We start from the raw sequence: 22,086 nt of genomic DNA on the forward strand, positions 1-22,086 counted from the left end.
GCGGCCGTCACGGGTTGGTGAAGCCGAGCGCGTAGGAGCCCGAGCCGCTGTACGCGTGCACCCGGTACCGGTAGTAGCCGGCGGTGCCCGAGTAGGTCAGCGTCTCCGTGTTGGACGGGGTCGCGCCCTGGGCCACGTTGGCCCACGCCGAGCCGTTCCACTTCTGCAGGTAGAGGTCGAAGTCCGTGCCGGACGGACCGGCCACGCAGCCGCGGTGCGTGCCGGAGGCGGTGGACTGGTAGTAGCTGTTGTCCGGCTGGTAGGCGCTGCCGCCGCTGGACAGCGAGCCGCTGCGGGAGAACTCGTAGCCGGTGCAGCCGCTGCCGCCGGGCGGCGGCGACGACGGCGGGGTGCCGCCGCCGGTCATCAGCGTCAGGCTGTACGCCGACAGGATCTCGTTGACCGGCTGGAAGTAGGTGGTGCCGCCCGACGAGCAGTTGCCGGAGCCGCCCGAGGTGACACCCTGGGCCTGGTTACCGGCGATGAGCGAGCCGCCGGAGTCGCCGGGCTCGGCGCAGACGTTGGTGCGGATCAGGCCGTTGACGGTGCCCTGCGGGTAGGTGACCGAGGAGTTGCGGGCCTGGATGGTGCCGCAGTGCCAGCCGGTGGTCGAGCCGGACCGGCAGACCGACGCCCCGACCGCGGCCTCGGTCGAGCCGGACACCGTCACGGTGCCGCCCGCGTAGTTGTTGACCAGGCCGCGCGGGGTGTTGCCGGAGGCCACCTGCACCCACGCGTAGTCGTTGCCGGGGAAGCTGGAGCCGCGGAACGTGCCGCTCGGCTGGGTCGTCGTGGACCCGGTGGTGCCGCAGTGCCCGGCGGTGACGAAGCCGCCGCTGACCGGGAAGCCGACCGAGCAGCGGCTGCCGCTGCCGATGTAGTACGCGTTGCCGCCGATGACGTCGATGAACGGCACCGGGGTCTCGGCGGTCGCCTCGATGCGCACGGCGGCGGCGTCGGCCCCGGCCTGCTTGACGAAGGCAGCCGCGTCGGCACTCGACTTGGCGAGCACCACGACCTGGTTGGCGGTCACGTCGACGTACCAGCCGGGCACGGCCTTGGGGGCCTTGGCCGCGTGCGCGTCGAGCCGCGCCTTGATCGCGTCGAGCTGGTCGAGACTGCGGGTGACCAGCTTCGGGGTCGCGCCGGCGGCGCGCACCTTGTCCGCCTGCGCCTGGCTGGTCACGCCGACGGTGAAGGTCTTCGCGTCGGCCGACAGCCAGCCGCCGGCGTAGGTCGCGCCGAGGGACTTGCGCAGGGTCAGGTCGGCCTTGCCGGCCTTCTGCTCGTCGGCGAGCCGGGCCTGCACGCCCGCGGGGTCGAGTTTGAGGTCACGGGCCAGTGCCTGGAGGACCTGGGGCGAGATGCCCGCCGCGGTGGCGGCGTCGGCTGCCGCGTCGGGGCCTTGTCCCGCCGCGGCCGGATACGTCAGTGCGACGGTGATCCCCAGGGTGAGGGTGGCCGCCGCCGAAGCGAAGAGGAGTCTGCGGTTCATGCTGGGGAAGTTATGCGGTATATATAGGCAAGGGTAGATATCGCTTGGGTCCTACCGCGATGCGATGGAAACCCGGGGGCCGAACTGCGGGTTTGCCTTGCCCCATGCGAGGTAGTGCGGGTTGCGGGCGGCCGATTCGGCGTACGCCGCCGCGGCGTGGGCGAGCATGACGTCGGCGTATCCGGCGGCCTCGCTGCGCGGATGCCAGCCGAGCAGGTGCCGCCACCGCAGCGGCCCGCCCGCCAGCGGCACCGTGGCGATGCCGTCCACGCGGCGGAAGGTCGCCTTGCACAGCCCGACCGCGTGCCCCGACAGCACCGCGTCGACGGCGTTGCCGATGTCCATCTCGTACATGGTGCGCGGGGTGAACCCGGCCCGCGCGCAGGCCGCGGCGAAGCAGTCGCCGAAGCAGCCGTCGCCCGGCATGCTCGCCCACTGCGCGTCGGCCAGCTCGGACAGGTCGATCTCCCATCGGTGCGCCAGCGCGTGGTTCTCGGGCAGCATCACGAAGATGGCGTCGATCGCGATCTCCCGCCAGATCAGCCCGTCCTCCGGCGTGCCCGGCACGGTGTCGCCGCACACGCCGACGATGCAGAAGTCGAGCTTGCCGGCGACGGCCAGCTCGCAGAGCTGATCGGCCCAGTGCGACGGGTGGGTCAGCACCTCCACGCCGTCCTTGTCCGCGGCCAGCCGGGACATCAGCCCGCCCAGGATCGGGCCGTTGACCGCGCCGATGCGCCACTGGTTGGGCCGGACGCGGGTGCCGGAAAGCTGTGCCGCGTCCTCCTGGAGGCCGCGCATCGCGGGCAGCACCACCCGGGCGCGGGCGAGCACCAGCTCACCCAGGGCCGTCGGGGTGGCCCCGTGACGGCCGCGCTCGAACAGCGGGCCGCCCAGCGCGCGCTCGATGCGCTGCAACTGCGCGGTGACCGCGGGCTGGGCCAGCCCGAGCAGCGAGGCCGCCTTGGTCACGCTGCCCGTGTCCGCGATCGCGCAGACCACTCTGAGATGCCGGATCTCTAGGTTCATGGCCGCTCCAGTCTGGAGGGTGCAACCGGAGTAGAGAGATCCACGCAGTCTAGACTGGTGATAGATGGCTGTCACTTCGTAGGCGGGTGGTTGCTCCTTTCGTTACCAGGCGGAACCCCGCGTGTCGGCGCCCTCGCGCCGCGTCGCCGACCCGCGGGCGCCGGCCGGCCCGCGCCGCGCTACCGCGCTGCGGTGGCGGACGGGCTCGCCCAACCCGCCGCGGGCCGGAACAGGTACTTCCACCGTTCCTGCCGGACCGGCACCGGCTCGCCGCCTCCGGGTGACGACGCGGGCCCGCTGCCCGCCGTCGCGACGCCGATCAGCTCGACGTGCCCTTCCAACCGTCCCGTGCTCGGCTCGAACAGCAGCTCGTCGGCGATCGTGCCGCTGGTCAGGCGTACGGCGTAGAACCGCTTGCCGGACGCGGTGAAGGCCTCGGTGGCGGTGAGGCCGGCGAGCCTGGCCAGCAGCCGGTGGAAGGCGGCGCGCTGGGCGGCGGGCAGCAGCGGGTCGACCCGGGTCAGGAAGCGGCCGTACTGCTGCCAGCGGGTGAGGTCGTCGACCTCGGCGGGGCCCCGCGTGCCCGCTCGGAAGCCGGCGAGCAGCAGGTCCGGGTCGGTGGGCAGGGCGGCCAGCCAGACCGCGGTCGGGTAGCCCCAGCCGGGCCCGGCCGCGGCGAAGCCGTCCCGCGCGGCCGCGAGCTGCTCGGCGGGGGACTGTCCTTTGACCTCGCCCGGGCTCGCCTCCGGCGCGGGCACTTCGAGCAGCCCTTCCGGTTCGAAGCAGCGCACCTCTGCCTGCGCGGTAGCCGGTGCGCTGCCGGGCGCGGGCGCGGGGCCGGGCCGGGTGAGCACGGTGGCGTGCGAGCACAGCAGCTCGCCCGGGCGCGGCGCGGCCAGGGCGGTGCCGGCCGCGGCTCGGTCCAGCTCGGCGAAGACCGTGGAGACCGGCACCGGTGCGCCGTACTTCAGCCACAGCGCGGCGGTGCCCTCCGGCGCGGTGGGCGCGGTGCTCGCGAGGCGCGCGGGTCCGCCGGTCGGCCCGCCCGGCTGCGGTGTCCCGCGGTCGGCCGCGCCCAGCATCGCCACCCCGCCGACCACGGCGGCCACCACGGCCGCTGCTGCGGCGGGCGCCGCCCAGCGGGGGAGGAGCAGGCGGGGCGCGTGCGGTGCGGCCGGCGCGGTCTGCACGCGCCGGCGCACCCGGTCGAGCGCGCCCGGTGCGACGCCCGGCCGCTGCTGGTGGAATTCGCGCACGCTGCGCAGGTCGGGATCGTCGGTCATCGGGAGCCTCCGTCAGGGGATGCGGTGGTGGCAGGGTCCGTGGCGAGGGCGGCGCGCAGTTTCACCCGCGCGCGGTGCAGTGCCGACTGGACCGAGCCGAGCGGGATGTCCAGGGTGCGGGCGATCTCCTCGTAGCCGAGCTCCGCGACCGCGTACAGCAGCAGCACGTCGCGCTGGCGGGCGGGCAGCGCGGCGAGCACCGCGGCCAGCCGCCGGGTCAGCGCAGACGCGTCCGCGCGGGCGGCGGCGCCGTCGGCGATGTCGGTCTGGTCGAGGTCGCGCCCGGTCCGGGCCAGCGCCCGCAGCGCCCGGGTCTCGCTGCGCCGGTGCCGGCGCAGCAGGTTGCTGGCGATGCCGTAGAGCCAGGCCCGCGCCGGGCCGTCGGCGAGGCGGTGCCGGCGCTGGTGCGCGATGAGGAACGTGTCGGCCACGACGTCCTCCGCGACCGTCGGGCCGACCCGGCCGGTGCAGTAGCGCAGCAGCTCGGCACCGTGGGCGTCGAAGAGGTCTGCCACGTCCGGAAGGCTTCGGCGCGGCTCGGCCATGAGGTGCAACATACTCATGACTGCCCGCACGGCGGTCCGCTGTTCCGCGCCGCTCGGGCCGGGCTGCCGACTGCGGGCCGCAGGCGCGATGATGAATGAATGGCGGCCCGGTTCACCACGATCGACGACTACATCGACTCCTTTCCCACTGAGGTGCAGGACGTGCTGCAGCAGGTCCGGCGGACGATCCTGGCCGCCGCGCCCGCGCAGGCCGGGCAGGCCATCAGCTACGGGATCCCGACCATCACCCTGAACGGGCGGTATCTCGTGTACTTCGCCGGCTGGAAGCACCACGTCTCGGTCTATCCGGTGCCCGACGGGGACGCCGCGTTCGAGGAGGTCGTCGCGCCGTACCGGGCGGCCAAGGGCACGCTGCGGTTCCCGCTGCGCGAGCCGGTCCCGTACGACGTGATCGCCCGGGTGACGGCCGCGCTGGTGACGCAGCGGAGCGCGTCCGAACGGTGACCCGGCGGTGAGCCATCCGCCCCGGGTCGTGTCACCGTCGTCGCACCGGCATGCATGCCGTCGGGGGCGGTCCATAGGATCGACGGGTGCAGGATGCTTCGCAGGTGTTGAGCAGGATCTTCGGCTATGACTCGTTCCGCGGCGAGCAGCAGGAGATCATCGACCATGTGATCAGCGGCGGCGACGCCCTGGTGCTCATGCCGACCGGCGGCGGCAAGTCGCTGTGCTACCAGATCCCGGCCCTGGTGCGGCCCGGCGTCGGGGTGGTGATCTCGCCGCTGATCGCGCTGATGCAGGACCAGGTCGACGCGCTCACCGCGCTGGGTGTGAAGGCGGGCTTCCTCAACTCGACCCTGGATCTCGACGAGCGGCGGGTGGTCGAGGCGCAGTTCGTCGCGGGCGAGCTGGACCTGCTCTACCTCGCGCCGGAAGGGCTCAGCTCCGGCGCGGCGCTGCGCCTGCTGGAGCGCGGCAAGATCTCGCTGTTCGCCATCGACGAGGCGCACTGCGTGTCGCAGTGGGGCCACGACTTCCGGCCCGACTACCTGGCCCTGTCCGTGCTGCACGAGCGCTGGCCGGACGTGCCGCGCATCGCGCTGACCGCCACCGCGACCACCGCCACCCGCACCGAGATCGCGCAGCGCCTGCAGCTGACGCAGGCCCGCCTGTTCGTCTCCAGCTTCGACCGGCCCAACATCCAGTACCGCATCGTGCCGAAGAACGACCCGAAGAAGCAGCTGCTGGAGCTGCTGCGCACCGAGCACCCCGGCGACGCGGGCATCATCTACTGCCTGTCCCGCGCCTCGGTGGAGAAGACCGCCGAGTTCCTGGTGCAGCAGGGCATCGACGCGCTGCCCTACCACGCCGGGCTCGACGCGGCCACGCGTGCCGCCAACCAGTCCCGCTTCCTGCGCGAGGACGGGCTGGTCATGGTTGCCACCATCGCGTTCGGCATGGGCATCGACAAGCCGGACGTGCGCTTCGTCGCGCACCTGGACCTGCCGAAGTCGGTCGAGGGCTACTACCAGGAGACCGGGCGCGCGGGCCGCGACGGGCTGCCGTCGACGGCCTGGCTGGCCTACGGGCTGCAGGACGTGGTGCAGCAGCGCAAGATGATCGACGGCTCGGCCGGGGACGCGGCCTACCGGCGCGGGCTGGCCGCGCACCTGGACGCGATGCTGGCGCTGTGCGAGACGGTGCAGTGCCGCCGGGTGCAGCTGCTGGCCTACTTCGGGCAGTCCAGCGACGCGTGCGGCAACTGCGACACCTGCCTGGTCCCGCCGGAGTCGTGGGACGGCACGGTGCCCGCGCAGAAGCTGCTGTCCACCGTGCTGCGGCTGCAGCGTGAGCGCAACCAGCGCTTCGGTGCTGGGCAGTCGATCGACATCCTGCTCGGCCGCAAGACCGACAAGGTGGCGCAGCATCGCCACGACGAGCTGACCGTGTTCGGCATCGGCACCGAGCTGCAGGAATCCGAGTGGCGCGGCGTGGTGCGCCAACTGTTGGCGCAGGGGCTGCTGGCGGTGCAGGGCGAGCACGGCACACTCGCGCTGACCGACGCGAGCGCCGACGTGCTGGGCCGCCGCCGCGAGGTGATGATGCGCCGCGAGCCGGAGCGCGCGGCCCGCTCGTCGGGCTCGTCGCGCAAGGCCTCGGCCGCCGCCGCGGTGGCGGAGCTGCCGGCCGACGCGCTGCCCCGGTTCGAGGCGCTGCGGGCCTGGCGCGCGGCGACCGCGAAGGAGCAGGGCGTCCCGGCCTATGTCATCTTCCACGACGCGACCCTGCGCGAGATCGCCGCGCAGGCGCCGGACTCGCTGGGCAAGCTGCGCGGCATCAGCGGGGTCGGCGAGAACAAGCTGGCCAAGTACGGCGAAGGCGTGCTGGAGACGCTGGCCGCGGCCTGAACGCGGTTGGCATTCCATCGACGTTGACGAAACTGTAAACCTCCTGTTACATGAGTGCTCAGTGAGAGCGCTCTCCTGCATCCAGGTTTCCTGAGCAGGAGGTTCAACATGCGACTACCGGTACGTCTCCTGGCCGCCGGGCTCGCCGTCGCGGGCCTGGTCACCGGGCCGATGGCGAGCGTTGCCGTGGCGGCCCCGATCTGCAACCGCTACTGCGACGGCAGAGACCCGGCGCTGTCACCCGGCGACCGGGCACCGGTCAGCGCCGGCGTCTGGGGCCGCCAGATCGTGCTGCACTTCGACGACGCCGACGCGATGGGCTGGGCGAGCATCGGCAACGGCAACGCCGGTGACCGGGTCTGGCTCGACCGCTCGTTCAACGGCGGCCGCACCTGGACCGGCCTGCTCGGCGACAGCGCCGTCCCGGCGGGCCAGCGCGGCTGGCGCACCCCGATGTTCAACGTGGACGACTGGGCCGCGCTCGGCGTCGGGGCGCTGCGCGCCTGCGGCAAGGCGGGCGACCGCCCCGAGATCGCCTGCACGGCCTGGGCCCGCACCACCTGGAACGCCGGCAACCGGCGCACCGCCGCGGCCACCGGGCTGATGACCTCCTACAACCTGTCCACCGGCCGGTTCGACACCACCGGCTGGTGGAACACGGCCAACGCGCTGACCGCGCTCATCGACAACGTCCGGGTCACCGGCATGGGCAGCTACCGCTACGCGATCGGCCGCACCTACGACCTCAACCTGGGCGCCTACCAGGGCAGCTTCCGCAACGAGTACATCGACGACACGGGCTGGTGGGCGCTGGCCTGGATCGCCGCGTACGACCTCACCGGCGAGGCCCGCTACCTGAGCACGGCGCGGGTCGCCGCGGATCACATGGCGGCGTACTGGGACGGGGTCTGCGGCGGCGGGGTCTGGTGGAGCACCGCGCGGACCGCGAAGAACGCCATCGCGAACGGTCTCTACCTGCACGTCAACGCCGCCCTGCACAACCGGATCGCGGGCGACGCGGTGTACCTGAACCGGGCACGGGCGACGTGGACCTGGTTCCAGGGCACCGGGATGATCAACGCGTCGTCGCTTATCAACGACGGGGTGAACCTGTCCACCTGCCGGAACAACGGCCAGCCGGTGTGGTCGTACAACCAGGGTGTGCCGCTGGGCGGGCTGGTCGAACTGCACCGGGCCACCGGCGACGCGAGCCTGCTGGCCACCGCGCGGCGGCTCGCCGACGCGTCGACCACGACCGGGCTGCTTCACGTCAACGGCATCCTGCGCGATCCGTGCGAGGGCGGCGACTGCGGCGCGGACGGTCCCTCATTCAAGGGGGCGTACGTGCGCGGGCTGGCTGCCCTCAACAGCGCCCTGCCCGACCACCCCTACACGGCCTACCTGCGCCGCCAGGCCGACGCCGCGTACGCCGCCGACCGCACCCCGCTCGACCTCTACGGCCTGCGCTGGGCCGGACCGGTCGACAAGCTCGACGCCGCCCGCCAGCAGAGCGCCCTCGACCTGATGAACGCCGCCCCATGACCGCACCTCGCGGTGCGGCCGCAGGTGACCGCTTGGCGTCGGCTGCGGTGATCGCTTGGCGTGGGCGGCGATGATCGCCGTTTGGTGTCATGGTCTGCGCTCTGACGCGCAGACCATGGCACCAAACACTGATCTTCGGCCGGGCCGCGCGCCGCGGGCCGGTCGGCGGGTCGGGTCGGGTCGGGTCGGTGGGTCGGGTCGGGTCGGTGGGGAGGGACGGGTCAGCCTTCTTCGGTGCGGCCCTGGCGCCAGTAGCCCATGAAGGCGACCGCCTTGCGGTCCAGGCCGCGCTCGCCGACCAGGTGGCGGCGCAGGGTGCGGATGACCGCGGCCTCCCCGGCCAGCCAGGCGTAGAGCCGCCCGCTCGCGGTCTCCTCGGGGACCTCCCACAGGATGCCGTTGTCCACGTCGACGTCCTCGACCGCCTCGGCCGTGCCGGGTGCGGGCACCAGCCGCGCCGCGGCCTGCTGCACCGCGGGCACCAGCAGGCTGCCGTGGGCCGCGCCGTCACGGGCCAGCCAGCGCACGTCCACCCCGGCGGGCGCGGTCAGCGGCAGCGCGTCGGCGGCGTACGGCACCTCCAGCAGCGCCGCGCCGACGGTGTCCGCGGGCAGCCGCTCCAGGATCGCCGCGATGGCGGGCACCGCGGTCTCGTCCCCGGCGAGCAGCACCGGCACGCCCGGCGCGGGCGGCACGAACTCGACGCCGCCGTGCGGGCCGGGGTGTACGGCGTTCGGTCCCATCAGGACGAGTTCGTCGCCGGGACGCGCCGCCCGGGCCCAGCGCGAGGCGGGTCCGGCGTCGCCGTGCAGAGCCACGTCCACGTCGACCTCGCACTGCCCGGCGCGCACGTATCGGGCGGTGTACGTGCGGACCGGGTTGCGGACCTCCTCGGGCGTGCCGCGCCAGACGGTGTACCAGTCCGGGCCGCGCTCCAGTGCGCCGAAGCCGCCGGTCGGGGCGGGCAGCACCAGCTTGAGGCGCAGGTCGTAGCCGCAGTCGGCGAAGTCGGCGAGCTCGGGCCCGGCGAAGGTGAACCGCTTGAAGGTCGGGCTGAGTTCGGTGACGGACTGCACCTGCACGGTGAACAGCCGCCAGACCATGGGCTCGCTCATGCGCGGGATCTCCTCCAGGGACCGGACGACAGAGGGGCTGCCGAGCAGGGCCGCCGGCCCCGTGGCACTCCACGAGAAGCCGGCGGCCGCGCAGCATGACGCCTAGGTTAGGTTAGGCTTCCCTCCATTTGTCAAACGGCTGCCGTCGTGTCCTGCGCCGCCTCGCCCACGGCGGGGCCGGGCCCAGGCGACGGCACGGACCCGGCAGGCCAGCCCGGCTCGGCTCCGGCGGGCTCGGGCGAGTAACCGGCGGTGGCCGTGACGCGGTCGGGTTCACCCCCGCGCAGGGTGCGCATGGCGAGTGCCGCGGCCAGCACCATCAGCACGGCGGCGGCGATCGCCGCCGCGTGCAGGCCGGACATGAAAGCGGTGCGGGCGCTCGCGAACAGCGCCTCACCCACGGGACCGGGTGTCCCGCTCGCGACGACGGCCGCCCCGGCCAGCGTCTCGCGGGCGGTGTCCGCGGCCTCGGCGGGCAACCCCGCGGGCACGTCCAGGTGAGCGCGGAAGACAGCGGTGCCGATGCTGCCCAGCACGGCCATGCCGAGCGCGCCGCCGAACTCCGAGGCCGTCTCCGACAGCGCGGACGCCGAACCCGCCCGCTCCGGCGGGGCGGCCCACAGGATGAGCTCGGTGCTCAGCGACAGCACCACGACCAGGCCGCAGGCATACAGCGCGGCGCAGACCATCAGCGTCCACAGGGGTGAGTCGGCGGCCACGGCGGTCATCGCGGCGAACCCGGCCAGCGCGATCAGGAAGCCGCCCGCGACCAGGCGGCCGCGGGGCACGCCGCGCTGGGCGAGCCCGGCGGCGATCGGGGTGACCGCGCCGACGCCGAGCGAGGGCACCAGGCTCCACAGCGCCGCCTCCAGCGGGGACATGCCCCACACGGTCTGCAGCAGCTGGGTGGTGAAGATGGCGAAGCCGATAAGAGCGAACATCGCGAGCATGTTGACCGCGACGGCGCCGCTGAAGGCACGGCCCCGGAACAGCGCGAGATCGATCATCGGGTCCGGCGACGTGCGCTGCCGGTGCAGGAAGACCGCGCCGACGGCGAGGCCGGCGACGATCGCCGCGCCCGCGAGCCGGCCGTCGCCGCGCGCGGCGAACTCCTTGACGCCCCAGATCACGGGCAGCACCGCGGCCAGCGACAGGGCCGCGCCGATCAGGTCGAACCGGCCGCCGGCGACCCGGCGCGACTCGGGCACCAGCAGCGGCGCGAGCACGACCAGCAACAGCATGAACGGCACGTTGATCAGGAAGACCGAGCCCCACCAGAAGTGTTCGAGCAGCAGGCCGCTCAGGATCGGGCCGAGCGCGACGCCGAAGGTGAGCGCGGCGGTCCAGATCGCGATGGCGGTGGCGCGCTGCCTGGCGTCGTGGAACATGTTGCGGATCAGCGCGAGGGTGCTCGGCATCAGCGTCGCGCCGCCGATCCCGAGCAGCGCGCGGGTGGCGATCAGGGCCTCGGCGCTGCCCGCGTACGCGGCGGCGGCCGAGGTGAGGCCGAAGGCGGCCGCACCGATCATGAGCAGCCTGCGGCGGCCGATCCGGTCGCCCAGCGCGCCCATGGTGATGAGCAGTCCGGCCAGCACGAAGCCGTAGATGTCGAAGATCCACAGTTGCTGGGTGGCCGACGGGGCGAGGTCGGCGCTGATGAACGGGACGGCGAAGTAGAGCACCGACACGTCCATGGAGACCAGCAGCAGGGGCAGCAGCAGCACGGCGAGGCCGATCCACTCGCGGCGGCCGGCGAGGGGTGGGCTTGGCTCGTTCATCGAGGACCAACCTTCTGTGTATGCGGTACGCGCTTCTGTGTATGTCATACGCCGTTCTGTGTACGTTATACGCAGTACTAGGATGTGCAGTCAAGCGTCCGAGGTAGAAGCAGGTGTGATGGAATTCGACAGCGCCGGGGTCCCGGCGAACATCGCCGCCGCGTGGGGCCTGCGCGAGCGCCCCGGCAAGGGGCCCAAGCCGGGGTTGAGCCTCGACGGCATCGTCGCGGCCGGCATCCGCGTCGCGGCCGCCGACGGCATCGGCGCGGTCTCCATGAGCCGGGTCGCCGCCGAGGCGGGCGCCTCGACCATGGCGCTCTACCGGTACGTCCGGGCCAAGGACGAACTGCTCGAACTGATGATGGACGCCGCCATCGGCGACCCGCCTCCGCTGGACCCGGACAGCGGCTGGCGCGCCGGGCTCACCGCCTGGTCCTGGGCCTGCCGCGAGCTGTATCTGAGGCAGCCCTGGGTGCTGCGGGTGCCCGTCAGCGGCCCGCCCGCCACCCCCCACCAACTGGCCTGGATGGACTCCGGGCTGGCCGCGATGGCGCAGACCGGCCTGCGCGAGGAGGCGAAACTCTCGATCGTCCTGCTGCTGACGATGTACGTCCGCAACGAGGCCACGGTCGCCGTCGACATGCAGACCGCGGTGCAGGCCCTGGGCAGCTCACTCGACGAGGCCATGTCGGCATACGGGAAGCTGCTGAAACTGCTCGTCGACCCGGCCCGGTTCCCGGCGCTGGCGCGCGCGATCGCATCGGGGGTGCTCGACCGGGCCGACGATCCGCACGAGGAGTTCGTGTTCGGACTGGACCGGATCCTGGACGGTGTCGGGCTGCTCATCGAGCAGCAGGCGGACGGCTGACGTTCCGGGGTGGACGGTACCGTCACTGTCGTGACGGACCTCTCCTCTCCGGCCGCCCCCTCGCCTTTCCCGGCGACGCCCGCACCCCGGCACGGCATCGCCTGGTCGCTGCGCCACCTCGCGGCGGTGCTCGGCACCGTCGGTGTGCTGCTGCTGCGGCACTGGCCGGTGCTGTTCGCGCTGGTGTTCGCCGGTTTCGCGGCCCGGCGCGGGGTGACCCTGGTGGCCGTGCAGGCCAGCGACCTCGACGGCGTCTTCGGCTTCCTTGTCTTCGCCCTGGTCCCGGTCGCGGTGATGACCGCGCTGGTGCTGATGCTGCGGGTGCTGTCGCGGTCACTGCCGACCACGACGCCGGGCGGCGAGCCCGGGCAGCGCTTCCGCACCCTGGCGCACGTGGCGAGCGTGCTGCTGCCGTTCATCGTGGTGTACGCCTCCTACGGCTACTTCGAGGCCGACCGGGACAGCTACCTGCTGGAGATCATCGCCGACGAGAACAGCAAGGCCGAGGCGGTCACGAACCCCTCGGCGCTGGTGCTCGACGAGCGCCTGCCGTTCACGCTGAACACGACGCTCGTCGTGGTGTCGCTGGCCGCGCTGCTGCTGCGGTTCCTGCTGGGGCTGCGCGCCGACCGGCTGTGGAGCTGGATCGGCTTCGTGCGGGCCTACCTGGAGGTGCTGTCGCTGACGCTGGTGGCGGTGTTCGTCTCCGGCGTCAGCGACAAGGTGCTGCCGTTCGTCGAGCACCGGCAGGCATACCAGTGGGCCCTGTCGGGCTGGCATCACGTGGTCGCGCAGCTCGGGCCGCTGGAGGAGCCGGTCCGGGCGGCCGGCACGTGGTTCTCGGAGCTGTTCCTGTCCCTCGACGTCGTGCTGGTCGTGCCGCTGGCCTGGCTGATCGTCGGCGCGGTGGTGTACGGGCAGAGCCTGGGCACGCCGCCGCTGAGCCCGAAGGCCGCCCGGCGCGCGGTGCGCGCGGCCCGCCGCTGGGCGAAGCTGCCCGCACCGGTCCGCCGGCTGGGCGCGGCGAGCACCGCCAACGTGCGCGAGACGATGACGCCGCTGGCGCAGAGCTTCCGGCTGCTGGCACACGCGGGCAAGGTGCCGATGCTGATGTTCTGCGTGCTGTTCCTCGCCGTGCAGACGCTGCCGACCTGGCTGTGGGAGCTGGAGCGGACGCTGATCGGCGCGCAGGACCTGAACTTCGTGTGGCGGCCGCTGTCCGGCCCGCTCAGCATCGTCAACGACGCGATCAGCATGGTGCTGCTGCTGTGCCTGGTCGCCGCCACCGTCGACCGGGTGCTGCGGGTGCAGGCGCCGCTACCGGTCGAACCGCACGTACCGGGTCTGGTCCACGCCGCCGAAGAAGACCCGCACCGCGGCGATGTCCACCCCGCGCGGCGTGACGAAATGGGCGACGGTCTGGTGCCTGCCTGACGCGGCGGGCACCGGACTGTTGTCCGGCTTGCAGTTGCCCAGCGGCGTGCGCGCCGACGACAGCTCCTTCGGGTTGTCGGCGTACAGGTTGCCGGCGGTGTCCTCGATGCTGATGTCGCAGAACGGCACCTGCTCCGGGTCGGTCGGCCCCTCGACGTCGAGCACCACCCGCCAGGCGGTCATGTTGTCGGGCACGACGAACGGGCGATCGAGGCCGCGCTTCAGGTCCGTGGCCTGGACCAGCTCGGCCACCCGCACCCGGATCCCGGCGAAGTCGGCCGTCCCGTCGGCGGCGGGCAGCACCACGGCCGGCTTGCCACGCTGCCAGAACTCCAGATCCGAGTATCCGGCCGCGGCCACCATCAGGACCAGCATGGGCAGCAGGGCGACCAGGCCCCAGACGTTGCGCCGCCACCAGCCGCGGCCCAGCGAGTCCGGGCCCCTCATGACACGGCCTTCGGGGCGAGCAGGGTGGTGGGCTCGGCCGAGCAGGCATTCCCGTCGGAGATCGGCAGCCCGATCTCGGCCATCGAGTCCATCCGCTGGTCGAGGCTGTTGTCGGCGAGCAGCAGGGTCAGGCTGCCCGCGGACGCGGTGGGCACCTCGATGGCGATCTCCCCCTCGTAGGGCAGGCCGGGCTGCATGGTGAGCCCGCCCGAGACCAGGTCCAGCGAGACCCGGTCCGTGGTCTGGTAGACCTTTCCGGCGCCGTCGCGCGCCGCGGCGTACGCGATGCTGGTCGGCTTGAACCGCGCGCCCACCCGCAGCTTCGCGATGATCCAGACGCCCTGGGTGTCCAGCACGTGCTCGCCGATCCGCAGCGCGGCGGCGCAGCGCACCAGCTGCACCCGGGCGGTGAAGGTGCGGGCGGCCACCTCCGCGCCGACCTCCCCGGCCACCGGGAAGGGGCGCAGGGCGTGGTTGACGCTCGGCTCGGCGGAGTGGACCGCCTGTCCGGCGGCGAGCGCGGCCAGCACGAAGGCGGCGGTTCCCAGGCGGCGCAACAGCTTCACGCGTCGTCTCCTCGCCTCAAGGCAGCGGTCCGGCTCACCGCAGGGGTCCGGCTCATGGCAGCGGCGCGGCTCACGGCGTGGGCCCGGCGCTCGGCGTGCGGCTGGCGGCCGGCTTCGGGCTGGTCGGGGGCGACGCGGCGGCCGAGGACGACGGGCTCGCGATCAGCGGTGGCAGGTCGGTTCTGACCGGCACCGTGACCCGGCCGGCGGGCTCGTCCTCGCCCTCGCCGTCCACGTCCATCCAGTACCACGCGCCGCTGAGGCTGTCCTCGCGGTAGGTGCGCTGCTCCACCGCCACGGTGATCGAGGCCGGCACGGGCGCGTCGCCCGACTGCTCCCAGATGAACAGGATGCGCTCCGGCATGTCCGGCTGCAGCAGGCGCAGGCGGCTCTTGTCCCGGTCGAGCGCCTCCTCGGCCGGGGTCGGGCTGGTCAAACCCGTCACACCGGTCAGCGTCAGCAGGTCGGACGGCGGCATGGTGCTCTCGTGGGCGGTGATCCGGACCGTCGCGGTCACCACCAGCCAGCGGTCGGTCTCCTTCTCCAGCCGCAGCTTGCCCATCTCCCGGTAGACGGCCGCCGCCTCGACGGTGACCTCCCAGGGGCCGCCGTGGACGGTCGTGCCCGCCGCGACGGTCTCCGCCGGCGGCTCGGGCACCGTGTCGAGGCCGCCGAACAGCCCGGACACCCCCAGCAGCACCACGGCCGCGACCCAGCGCAGGCCGGGTGTGACCTGGTCGAGGAGCCCCCTGGTCAACCTGCGGCTCAGGCCGCCCTGCCCCGTGACAGACACGTCGGCGAGCATAACGAGACGGACGCCCTGCGGCATAACCGAGCCGGAAGGCGTCCGTCCGCAATGGACTTCCTTTATCCCATCCAGGCGAAGACGGCCGGGTCGGGGCCGATGCGACCGCCGTTGTCCAAAGTGGCGATCGCCGCCATGTCCTCGTCGTCGAGGGCGAAGTCGAAGACCGCGATGTTCTCCGCGATCCGCGACGGGGTCACCGACTTGGGGATGACCACGTTGCCGAGCTGCAGGTGCCAGCGCAGCACCGCCTGCGCCGGGGACTTGCCGTGCTTGGCCGCGACGCGCGCCAGCACCGGGTCGTCGAGCAGGCCCTTGCCCTGGCCCAGCGGGCTCCACGCCTCGGTCGCGATGTCGTGCACCGCGTGCAGCTTGCGCAGCTCCTCCTGGGGGAAGTGCGGGTGCAGCTCGATCTGGTTGACCGCGGGCACCACGTCGAACTCGTCGAGCAGGCGGCTCATCGTCTGCACGGTGAAGTTGGACACGCCGATGGCGCGCACCCGCTTGTCGGCGTACAGCTTCTCCATCGCGCGCCAGGCATCGGTGTACAGGTCCTGCGACGGCACCGGCCAGTGCATCAGGTACAGGTCCAGGTAGTCGAGGCCGAGCGAGGCCAGGCTGTCGTCGAAGGCGCGCAGGGCCTTGTCGTACTGGTGCTCGGTGTTCCACAGCTTCGTGGTGACGAACAGCTGCTCGCGGGGCAGCCCGCTCGCGCGCAGCGCCCGGCCGACGCCCTGCTCGTTGCCGTAGATCTTGGCGGTGTCGATGCTCCGGTAGCCCGCCTCCAGCGCCGTGGTCACGGCGTGCTCCGCCGCGTCGTCGTCGACCTGCCACACGCCGAAGCCGAGCTGGGGCATCAGAACGCCGTTGTTGAGGGTCACGTCAGGAACGATCATGCGGTCCATTCTTCCAGTGGTCGGGCCGCCGGTCGCGGCAGTCTGCCCGGCACGGACCGGTGAATCGACGCGCGGCGTGCCGCCGGACCGGCCGGGCAGTGACCCCTTGCGATGGAAGCGCTCCCATGCAAGACTGATCAGAATTCGCGACCGGGAGCCATCGTCGCGCGACACGGCACGTCAGGGCATGGATGCGCCGAAGCGGCACCACCGTCCTCAGCGACGGTCCGCACAGGTTCCCCGCCGGGACGTGGTCCCGGCACATTCGCGAGGAGATCGTCTTGTTGTACCCACTGCGGCGTTCCCGCCCCAGTCTGCTGCGGCGCCTCGGCGCCGTCGCCACCGCGGCGCTGGTCGCCGGCGGCGGCCTGGTGGTGGCGGCGAGCCCGGCCCAGGCCGCAGTCGCCTGCGAGGTCGTCTACACCGCCAATCCCTGGACCGAAGCCCCCGGCTCGGGCGGCTTCACCGCCAACCTCACCCTGAAGAACCTTGGTGACCCGTGGACGAGCTGGACGCTCGGCTTCACGCTGCCCTCCGGGCAGACCGTCACCCTGCCCGGCTGGTCGGCGAACTACGCCGTGTCCGGCCAGAACGTCACCGCGACCAACCTCGGCTACAACGGCAACGTGCCGACGAACGGGTCCACCGGCATCGGCTTCAACGGCCGCTGGAGCGGCACGTACTCGTCGCCGACGTCGTTCACCATCAACGGCACGGCCTGCACCGGGGCCAACCCGGCGCCGACGGTGAGCATCACCGCCCCGGCCAGCAACACCCACTACACCGCCCCGGCGTCGTTCACCATCGCGGCCACCGCGGCGGACACCTCGCCGGGCACCGTGTCGAAGGTGGAGTTCTACCGCGACGGGCTGCTGCTCGGCTCGGACACCGCCGCCCCGTACACCTGGGACGTCTCGGCGCTGCCGGTCGGCACGTACGTCTTCCAGGCGAAGGCGACCGACAACGGCGGCGCGACCGCCACGGCGAACACCACGGTCGTGGTCGACGCCTCCGTCGCGCCGAAGGTGCTGGTCAACGCGGCGAGCACGGCCGCGGTCAGCGTGCCCGAGGGCGGCACCAGCACGTTCAATGTGAAGCTGTCGGCGGCGCCGTCGGCCAACCTGACCGTGGCCGTGGCCCGCACCGCGGGCGACACCGACGTGTCGGTCTCCGCCGGCGCGACGCTGACGTTCAGCACCAGCAACTGGGGCACCGAGCAGACGGTCACCCTGGCGGCGGCGCAGGACGCGGACAACGCCTCCGGCTCGGCGACCATCACCGCCAGCGCCACCGGGTACGACCCCGGCGTGGTCACCGCGACCGAGGCCGACGACGAGGTCAACGTCTACACGCAGCGCTTCATCGAGCAGTACAACAAGATCAAGAACACCGCCAACGGGTACTTCTCGCCTGAGGGCGTGCCGTACCACTCGATCGAGACGCTGATCGTCGAGGCGCCCGACTACGGCCACGAGACCACCAGCGAGGCGTTCTCCTACTGGCTGTGGCTGGAGGCCTACTACGGCCGGTTCACCCAGGACTGGACGAAGTTCAACCAGGCCTGGACGGTGATGGAGCAGTACATCATCCCGTCGGCCGCCGACCAGCCCAACGCGGGCGTCGCCGGCACCCCGCAGTACGCGGCCGAGCACCTCACCCCGGCCAACTACCCGTCGCAGCTGCAGCCCAGCGTCCCGGTCGGTGCCGACCCGCTGCGCAGTGAGCTGACCAGCACCTACGGCAACGGCAGCATCTACGGCATGCACTGGCTGCTCGACGTCGACAACAAGTACGGCTTCGGCCGGTGCGGCAACGGGACCACGCGCCCGGCGTACATCAACACCTTCCAGCGAGGTCCGCAGGAGTCGGTGTGGGAGACCATCCCGCAGCCGAGCTGCGACAACCTCAACAACGGCGGCCCCAACGGCTACCTGGACCTGTTCGTCAAGGAGTCCAGCGCGCCCGCGGCGCAGTGGAAGTACACCAACGCGCCCGACGCCGACGCCCGCGCCATCGAGGCGGCCTACTGGGCGCTGACCTGGGCCACGGAGCAGGGCAAGCAGTCGCAGATCGCGTCGACCCTCAGCAAGGCCGCGAAGATGGGCGACTACCTGCGCTACGCCATGTTCGACAAGTACTTCAAGAAGATCGGCAACTGCGTCGGGGCGACCACCTGCGCCGCCGGCACGGGCCGTGACTCGATGCACTACCTGATGTCCTGGTACTACGCCTGGGGCGGCGGTCTCACGTCGGCCTGGTCGTGGCGCATCGGCTCCAGCTTCAACCACTTCGGCTACCAGAACCCCATGGCGGCGTACGCGCTGGCGAACGTCAACGAGCTGAAGCCGCTGTCGCCGACCGCGAACGCGGACTGGACCAACAGCTTCAACCGGCAGCTGGAGTTCTACCAGTGGCTGCAGTCGGCCGAGGGCGGCATCGCCGGCGGCGCGACCAACAGCTGGGCCGGCTCGTACGCCACGCCGCCCGCGAACACGCCCACCTTCTACGGCATGTTCTACGACGAGAAGCCGGTCTACCACGACCCGCCGTCGAACCAGTGGTTCGGCATGCAGGTCTGGTCGATGGGCCGCATCGCCGAGCTGTACTACGCGACCGGCAACGCCAAGGCCAAGGCGCTGCTGGACAAGTGGGTGCCGTGGGCCGTCGCCAACACCACGGTCAGCGGCACGAACTTCGCCGTCCCGTCCGAGCTGGGCTGGTCCGGCGCGCCCGCGACCTGGAACCCGTCCAGCCCGGCGACCAACACCGGCCTGCACGTCACGGTGACCAGCACCGGCCAGGACGTCGGCGTCGCCGCGTCACTGGCCCGTGCGCTGCTGTTCTACGCCGCCAAGTCCGGCAACGCCGCGGCGAAGACCACCGGCAAGGGCATCATCGACGCGCTGTACGCCCGCGCCGAGAGCAAGGGCGTCTCGACGACGGAGACCCGCGGCGACTACTCGCGGTTCGACGACACCTACAACGCCAGCACCGGCCAGGGCATCTTCGTCCCGTCCGGCTGGACCGGCGACATGCCCAACGGCGACATCATCACCGCGGGCAAGACGTTCCTGGACATCCGGTCCTGGTACAAGTCTGACCCGGACTGGTCGAAGGTGCAGACCCACCTCGACGGCGGACCCGCGCCGAGCTTCAACTACCACCGGTTCTGGGCGCAGAGCGACGTGGCGATGGCCTTCGCCGACTTCGCCGCCCTGTTCCCCAACGGCTGACCTCACTCAGCCTCGCAGCAAACGGCGGGCGTCTCTTCGGGGGCGCCCGCCGCCTTGCGTTTTCTGCGGCTTGTCCCGCAGCAAGATCCGTTTTTGTGGACGCTGGACGTCGCTATAGCAGCTTCCAGCGTCCACAAAAACGGATCTTGGAACGCCGGGACGGCTCAGGCGGTGGCGGCTGACGGGACGCGGCGGGCGATGGTGTGCAGGGCGAGCAGGACGTAGCCGGTCAGGAGCGGGGCGGTGATCGGGAGGATGGAGCCGATCAGGAAGGCGATGCCGATGACGCCCGCGCCGGTGACGATCATTGCCGGGCGGGACAGCGCGGTGCGCAGGGCGCTGCGGTAGGTGTACGCCCGGCCCAGGAGCGGGATCGCGAGCGCGACCAGGCCGATCAGCGCCACCCCGACGATGGCCGTGAGCGCCAGCAGCAGTTCGCCGCCGGGGGCCATGCCGCGGCGCAGCCAGAAGATGTTCAGGGCCAGCAGCAGCCCGGTGGCCAGCACGGCCAGCGTGGCCAGTGCGCCGGGGAGCAGGCGGCGGCCGAAGGTGCGGAGCAGGTCGCGCGGGCCGGGCCAGCGGCCGTCGGTGAAGCGCAGGTGCACGGCCTCGGCGCCGACGGCGACGGCGGCGCCGGTCGTCACGACCGGCACCGCCGCGACGGTCACCAGGATGCCGACCAGGGCGAGGTCGGCGGCGTCACGCAGGGTGTCGCGCCAGTCCGTGGTGGTCGTCGCCGTCATCGTTCAGCCCTTCAGCCCGCTGGTGTTGATGCCCTGGACCAGGAAGCGCTGGAAGCCCAGGAAGAACAGGAACACCGGAAGCAGGGACAGTACCGACATGGCCAGCATCGGCCCGATCGAGGTCTGCCCGCTGGAGTCGATGAACAGCCGCAGCGCCACCGGCACGGTGTAGCTGGGCACGCTGGGCAGGTAGACCAGCTGGGTGAAGAAGTCGTTCCAGGTCCAGATGAAGGAGAAGATCGCCGTCGTGATCAGGGCCGGCCGCGACAGCGGGAGGATGACGTGCCAGAACGTGCGGTACGGGTCGCAACCGTCGATCTTGGCGGCGTCGTCGAGCTCGCGGGGGATGCCCCGCATGAACTGGACCATGAGGAAGATGAAGAACGCCTCGGTGGCCAGCAGCTTGGGCAGGATCAGCGGCAGCGGGGTGTCGATCCAGCCGAACTCGCTGAACAGCACGTACTGCGGCACGATCAGCACGTGGCCGGGCAGCAGCAGCGTCGCGATCATGAGCGCGAAGTAGCCCTTGCGGCCCCAGAACCGCAACCGCGCGAAGGCGTACGCGGTGACCAGGCAGGACGCCGCGTTCGCGACCACGGTGGCCAGCGAGATCACCATACTGTTGCCGAAGAACCGGGCGAAGCTGACGCCGGGGATGTAGCTCCAGCCGTCCGAGTAGTTCGACCAGGTCAGTTCCTGCGGCCAGACGGAGAGGTTGCTGCTCACCTCGGTCGGCGACTTCAGCGAGGAGCCCAGCACCCAGATCAGCGGGTAGAGCACGATCGCCAGCACGCCGAGCAGGGCCAGCACGCGCACCCATCCACGTACGCGGGCCATCAGTTCTCTCCGTCCGAGTAGTGCACCCAGAACTTGCCGGTGCTGAAGAAGACGATCGTGATCAGGCCGATCGCCGCCAGGAAGATCCAGGCCAGCGCCGAGGCGTAGCCCATCTGGAAGTCGGTGAAGGCCTTGTCGTAGATGTGCAGGGTGTAGAGCTTCGTGGCGCCCAGCGGGCCGCCGGTGCCGTTGCTGATGACGAACGCCGAGGTGAAGCCCTGGAAGCCGTTGATCGTCTCCAGCAGCAGGTTGAAGAAGATGACCGGCGACAGCATCGGCAGCGTGATGTGGAAGAACTGCCGGCGCTTGCTGGCCCCGTCGACCTGCGCGGCCTCGTAGAGCTCGGTGGGCACCTGCTTGAGGCCGGCCAGGAAGATGACCATCGGGGCGCCGAACTGCCACACCGTGAGCACCATCAGGGTGGCCAGCGCCCAGTCCGGATCGTTGATCCAGTTCTTGCCCTCGATGCCGAACAGGCTCAGGCCGGCGTTGAACGCGCCCTCGCCGTTGAACATGGCGACCCAGACCAGGGCCAGTGCCACCGAGCCGCCGAGCAACGACGGCAGGTAGAACATGCTGCGGAACAGGCCGACGCCGCGCCGTTCCCGGTTGAGCAGCAGGGCCACGCCCAGCGAGGCGGCCAGCTTGAGCGGGATCGCGATCAGGCCGAAGGTGAGGGTGACCCGCACCGACTGCCAGAAGGTCGGATCCAGGGTAAAGATCTTCTTGTAGTTGTCGAAGCCCACCCACTCCACGAATTCCCAGCTCGACAGGACGTCGTAGTTGGTGAAGCTCAGGTAGAGCGAGAGCAGCATCGGGAACGCGGTGATCGCCATCAGGCCGATCAGCCACGGGGAGAGGAAGACATAGCCCGCCAGGCCCTCGGAGCGGCGGGCGGCGTAGTTCTTGCGCCGGCCGCGCGCCGGTGGCGGCGCTGACGCCGGAACCGGGAGGGCCGGACGGGAGGCCGTGGTGAGTGCCACGCGCGGTCCCCTTCCAGGAAACGAGATCGATGAACGGCGAAATGGAACGGGCCCGGCCCCGGCCCGGGATCGGCCGGGCCGGGCCCGTGTCCGCCGGCGGATGGTCCCGGCGGCCCGC

The 22,086-nt window shown here is 71.8% G+C and carries 19 protein-coding genes; 6 read left to right on the plus strand and 13 right to left on the minus strand.

All coding sequences use genetic code 11. The annotated features are described in order from the left end of the window. Positions 1–7 precede the first annotated feature (7 nt). The 4 genes from HAV39_RS33560 to HAV39_RS33575 all read right to left on the minus strand — a co-directional run bounded on the left by HAV39_RS33560 (position 8) and on the right by HAV39_RS33575 (position 4,322). A complete protein-coding gene (locus HAV39_RS33560; protein WP_191843196.1) occupies positions 8–1,495 on the minus strand; it encodes a S1 family peptidase in 1,488 nt (495 codons plus the stop codon). 51 nt (positions 1,496–1,546) lie between these two features. Beyond that, the gene (locus HAV39_RS33565; RefSeq protein WP_191843197.1) at positions 1,547–2,524 is read right to left on the minus strand and encodes a LysR family transcriptional regulator; all 978 of its coding nucleotides are present in this window, start codon (positions 2,522–2,524) and stop codon (positions 1,547–1,549) included. Positions 2,525–2,703: 179 nt separating this feature from the next. After that, a complete protein-coding gene (locus tag HAV39_RS33570; RefSeq protein WP_191843198.1) occupies positions 2,704–3,807 on the minus strand; it encodes a hypothetical protein in 1,104 nt (367 codons plus the stop codon). Next, entirely contained in the window at positions 3,804–4,322 is a 519-nt protein-coding gene (locus HAV39_RS33575) for an RNA polymerase sigma factor (protein ID WP_191843199.1), read from the minus strand. Before HAV39_RS33575 ends, HAV39_RS33570 begins: the two co-directional genes overlap by 4 nt. 129 nt (positions 4,323–4,451) lie before the next feature. Here HAV39_RS33575 and HAV39_RS33580 point away from each other — a divergent pair, with 129 nt between their 5' ends. The 3 genes from HAV39_RS33580 (at position 4,452) to HAV39_RS33590 (ending at position 8,263) form a co-directional block, all read left to right on the plus strand. Beyond that, positions 4,452–4,817, plus strand: a complete 366-nt coding sequence (locus tag HAV39_RS33580; RefSeq protein WP_191843200.1) for an iron chaperone — start codon at positions 4,452–4,454, stop codon at positions 4,815–4,817. An 86-nt stretch (positions 4,818–4,903) separates the two neighbouring features. Then, positions 4,904–6,721 carry a DNA helicase RecQ gene (gene recQ, locus HAV39_RS33585; RefSeq protein ID WP_191843201.1) on the plus strand — a complete coding sequence of 606 codons (1,818 nt, stop codon included), beginning with the start codon at positions 4,904–4,906 and terminating at the stop codon, positions 6,719–6,721. Positions 6,722–6,829: 108 nt separating this feature from the next. Continuing rightward, on the plus strand, positions 6,830–8,263 hold the full coding sequence (locus tag HAV39_RS33590) for a glycoside hydrolase family 76 protein (protein ID WP_191843202.1): 1,434 nt from the start codon (positions 6,830–6,832) through the stop codon (positions 8,261–8,263). A 221-nt stretch (positions 8,264–8,484) separates the two neighbouring features. Here HAV39_RS33590 and HAV39_RS33595 read toward each other — a convergent pair whose 3' ends face one another. Both HAV39_RS33595 and HAV39_RS33600 read right to left on the minus strand, forming a co-directional pair. Next, positions 8,485–9,378 (minus strand): siderophore-interacting protein, encoded by an 894-nt coding sequence (locus tag HAV39_RS33595; protein WP_191843203.1) that lies wholly within the window; start codon positions 9,376–9,378, stop codon positions 8,485–8,487. A 131-nt stretch (positions 9,379–9,509) separates the two neighbouring features. Further along, positions 9,510–11,156: an MFS transporter gene (locus HAV39_RS33600; protein ID WP_191843204.1), complete on the minus strand. Its 1,647-nt coding sequence runs from the start codon at positions 11,154–11,156 to the stop codon at positions 9,510–9,512. A 118-nt stretch (positions 11,157–11,274) separates the two neighbouring features. On the opposite strand from HAV39_RS33600, the gene HAV39_RS33605 reads away from it, so the two are divergent. Further along, positions 11,275–12,024, plus strand: coding sequence for a TetR/AcrR family transcriptional regulator (locus HAV39_RS33605; RefSeq protein WP_191843205.1), 750 nt, complete (start codon positions 11,275–11,277; stop codon positions 12,022–12,024). A 30-nt stretch (positions 12,025–12,054) separates the two neighbouring features. Beyond that, entirely contained in the window at positions 12,055–13,458 is a 1,404-nt protein-coding gene (locus HAV39_RS33610; protein WP_191843206.1) for a hypothetical protein, read from the plus strand. On the opposite strand, the gene HAV39_RS33615 is transcribed toward HAV39_RS33610, so the two are convergent. The 4 genes from HAV39_RS33615 to HAV39_RS33630 all read right to left on the minus strand — a co-directional run bounded on the left by HAV39_RS33615 (position 13,342) and on the right by HAV39_RS33630 (position 16,172). Further along, positions 13,342–13,905, minus strand: coding sequence for a hypothetical protein (locus tag HAV39_RS33615; RefSeq protein ID WP_191843207.1), 564 nt, complete (start codon positions 13,903–13,905; stop codon positions 13,342–13,344). The genes HAV39_RS33610 and HAV39_RS33615 overlap by 117 nt on opposite strands. Beyond that, the gene (locus HAV39_RS33620; RefSeq protein WP_191843208.1) at positions 13,902–14,471 is read right to left on the minus strand and encodes a hypothetical protein; all 570 of its coding nucleotides are present in this window, start codon (positions 14,469–14,471) and stop codon (positions 13,902–13,904) included. The genes HAV39_RS33615 and HAV39_RS33620 overlap by 4 nt, the downstream gene beginning before the upstream one ends. A 70-nt stretch (positions 14,472–14,541) precedes the next feature. Continuing rightward, positions 14,542–15,264 carry a hypothetical protein gene (locus tag HAV39_RS33625; RefSeq protein WP_191843209.1) on the minus strand — a complete coding sequence of 241 codons (723 nt, stop codon included), beginning with the start codon at positions 15,262–15,264 and terminating at the stop codon, positions 14,542–14,544. A 74-nt stretch (positions 15,265–15,338) separates the two neighbouring features. Beyond that, a complete protein-coding gene (locus tag HAV39_RS33630; RefSeq protein ID WP_191843210.1) occupies positions 15,339–16,172 on the minus strand; it encodes an aldo/keto reductase in 834 nt (277 codons plus the stop codon). Between the two features lie 281 nt (positions 16,173–16,453). Here HAV39_RS33630 and HAV39_RS33635 point away from each other — a divergent pair, with 281 nt between their 5' ends. Further along, positions 16,454–19,405: a glycoside hydrolase family 48 protein gene (locus HAV39_RS33635; RefSeq protein WP_373311680.1), complete on the plus strand. Its 2,952-nt coding sequence runs from the start codon at positions 16,454–16,456 to the stop codon at positions 19,403–19,405. A gap of 164 nt (positions 19,406–19,569) precedes the next feature. Here the strand turns inward: HAV39_RS33635 and HAV39_RS33640 are convergent, their stop codons facing one another. Genes HAV39_RS33640 through HAV39_RS33650 form a run of 3 tightly spaced genes read right to left on the minus strand, consistent with a single transcriptional unit; the run spans position 19,570 to position 21,968 of the window. Further along, positions 19,570–20,148, minus strand: a complete 579-nt coding sequence (locus HAV39_RS33640) for a hypothetical protein (protein WP_191843212.1) — start codon at positions 20,146–20,148, stop codon at positions 19,570–19,572. Between the two features lie 3 nt (positions 20,149–20,151). Continuing rightward, positions 20,152–20,985 carry a carbohydrate ABC transporter permease gene (locus HAV39_RS33645; protein WP_191843213.1) on the minus strand — a complete coding sequence of 278 codons (834 nt, stop codon included), beginning with the start codon at positions 20,983–20,985 and terminating at the stop codon, positions 20,152–20,154. Further along, complete coding sequence (locus HAV39_RS33650) at positions 20,985–21,968, minus strand: carbohydrate ABC transporter permease (protein WP_373311681.1); 984 nt, start codon at positions 21,966–21,968, stop codon at positions 20,985–20,987. The genes HAV39_RS33645 and HAV39_RS33650 overlap by 1 nt, the downstream gene beginning before the upstream one ends. Positions 21,969–22,086: the final 118 nt, after the last annotated feature.

The organism is Catellatospora chokoriensis, from assembly GCF_011297315.1.
Taxonomy (GTDB): Bacteria; Actinomycetota; Actinomycetes; order Mycobacteriales; family Micromonosporaceae; genus Catellatospora; species Catellatospora citrea.

Coding starts and splice junctions, on each gene's coding strand:
- HAV39_RS33560 (WP_191843196.1), bottom strand. CDS start 1,495: ATGAACCGCAGACTCCTCTTCGCTTCGGCGGCGGCCACCCTCACCCTG.
- HAV39_RS33565 (WP_191843197.1), bottom strand. CDS start 2,524: ATGAACCTAGAGATCCGGCATCTCAGAGTGGTCTGCGCGATCGCGGAC.
- HAV39_RS33570 (WP_191843198.1), bottom strand. CDS start 3,807: ATGACCGACGATCCCGACCTGCGCAGCGTGCGCGAATTCCACCAGCAG.
- HAV39_RS33580 (WP_191843200.1), top strand. CDS start 4,452: ATGGCGGCCCGGTTCACCACGATCGACGACTACATCGACTCCTTTCCC.
- HAV39_RS33590 (WP_191843202.1), top strand. CDS start 6,830: ATGCGACTACCGGTACGTCTCCTGGCCGCCGGGCTCGCCGTCGCGGGC.
- HAV39_RS33595 (WP_191843203.1), bottom strand. CDS start 9,378: ATGAGCGAGCCCATGGTCTGGCGGCTGTTCACCGTGCAGGTGCAGTCC.
- HAV39_RS33600 (WP_191843204.1), bottom strand. CDS start 11,156: ATGAACGAGCCAAGCCCACCCCTCGCCGGCCGCCGCGAGTGGATCGGC.
- HAV39_RS33605 (WP_191843205.1), top strand. CDS start 11,275: ATGGAATTCGACAGCGCCGGGGTCCCGGCGAACATCGCCGCCGCGTGG.
- HAV39_RS33615 (WP_191843207.1), bottom strand. CDS start 13,905: ATGAGGGGCCCGGACTCGCTGGGCCGCGGCTGGTGGCGGCGCAACGTC.
- HAV39_RS33630 (WP_191843210.1), bottom strand. CDS start 16,172: ATGATCGTTCCTGACGTGACCCTCAACAACGGCGTTCTGATGCCCCAG.
- HAV39_RS33640 (WP_191843212.1), bottom strand. CDS start 20,148: ATGACGGCGACGACCACCACGGACTGGCGCGACACCCTGCGTGACGCC.
- HAV39_RS33645 (WP_191843213.1), bottom strand. CDS start 20,985: ATGGCCCGCGTACGTGGATGGGTGCGCGTGCTGGCCCTGCTCGGCGTG.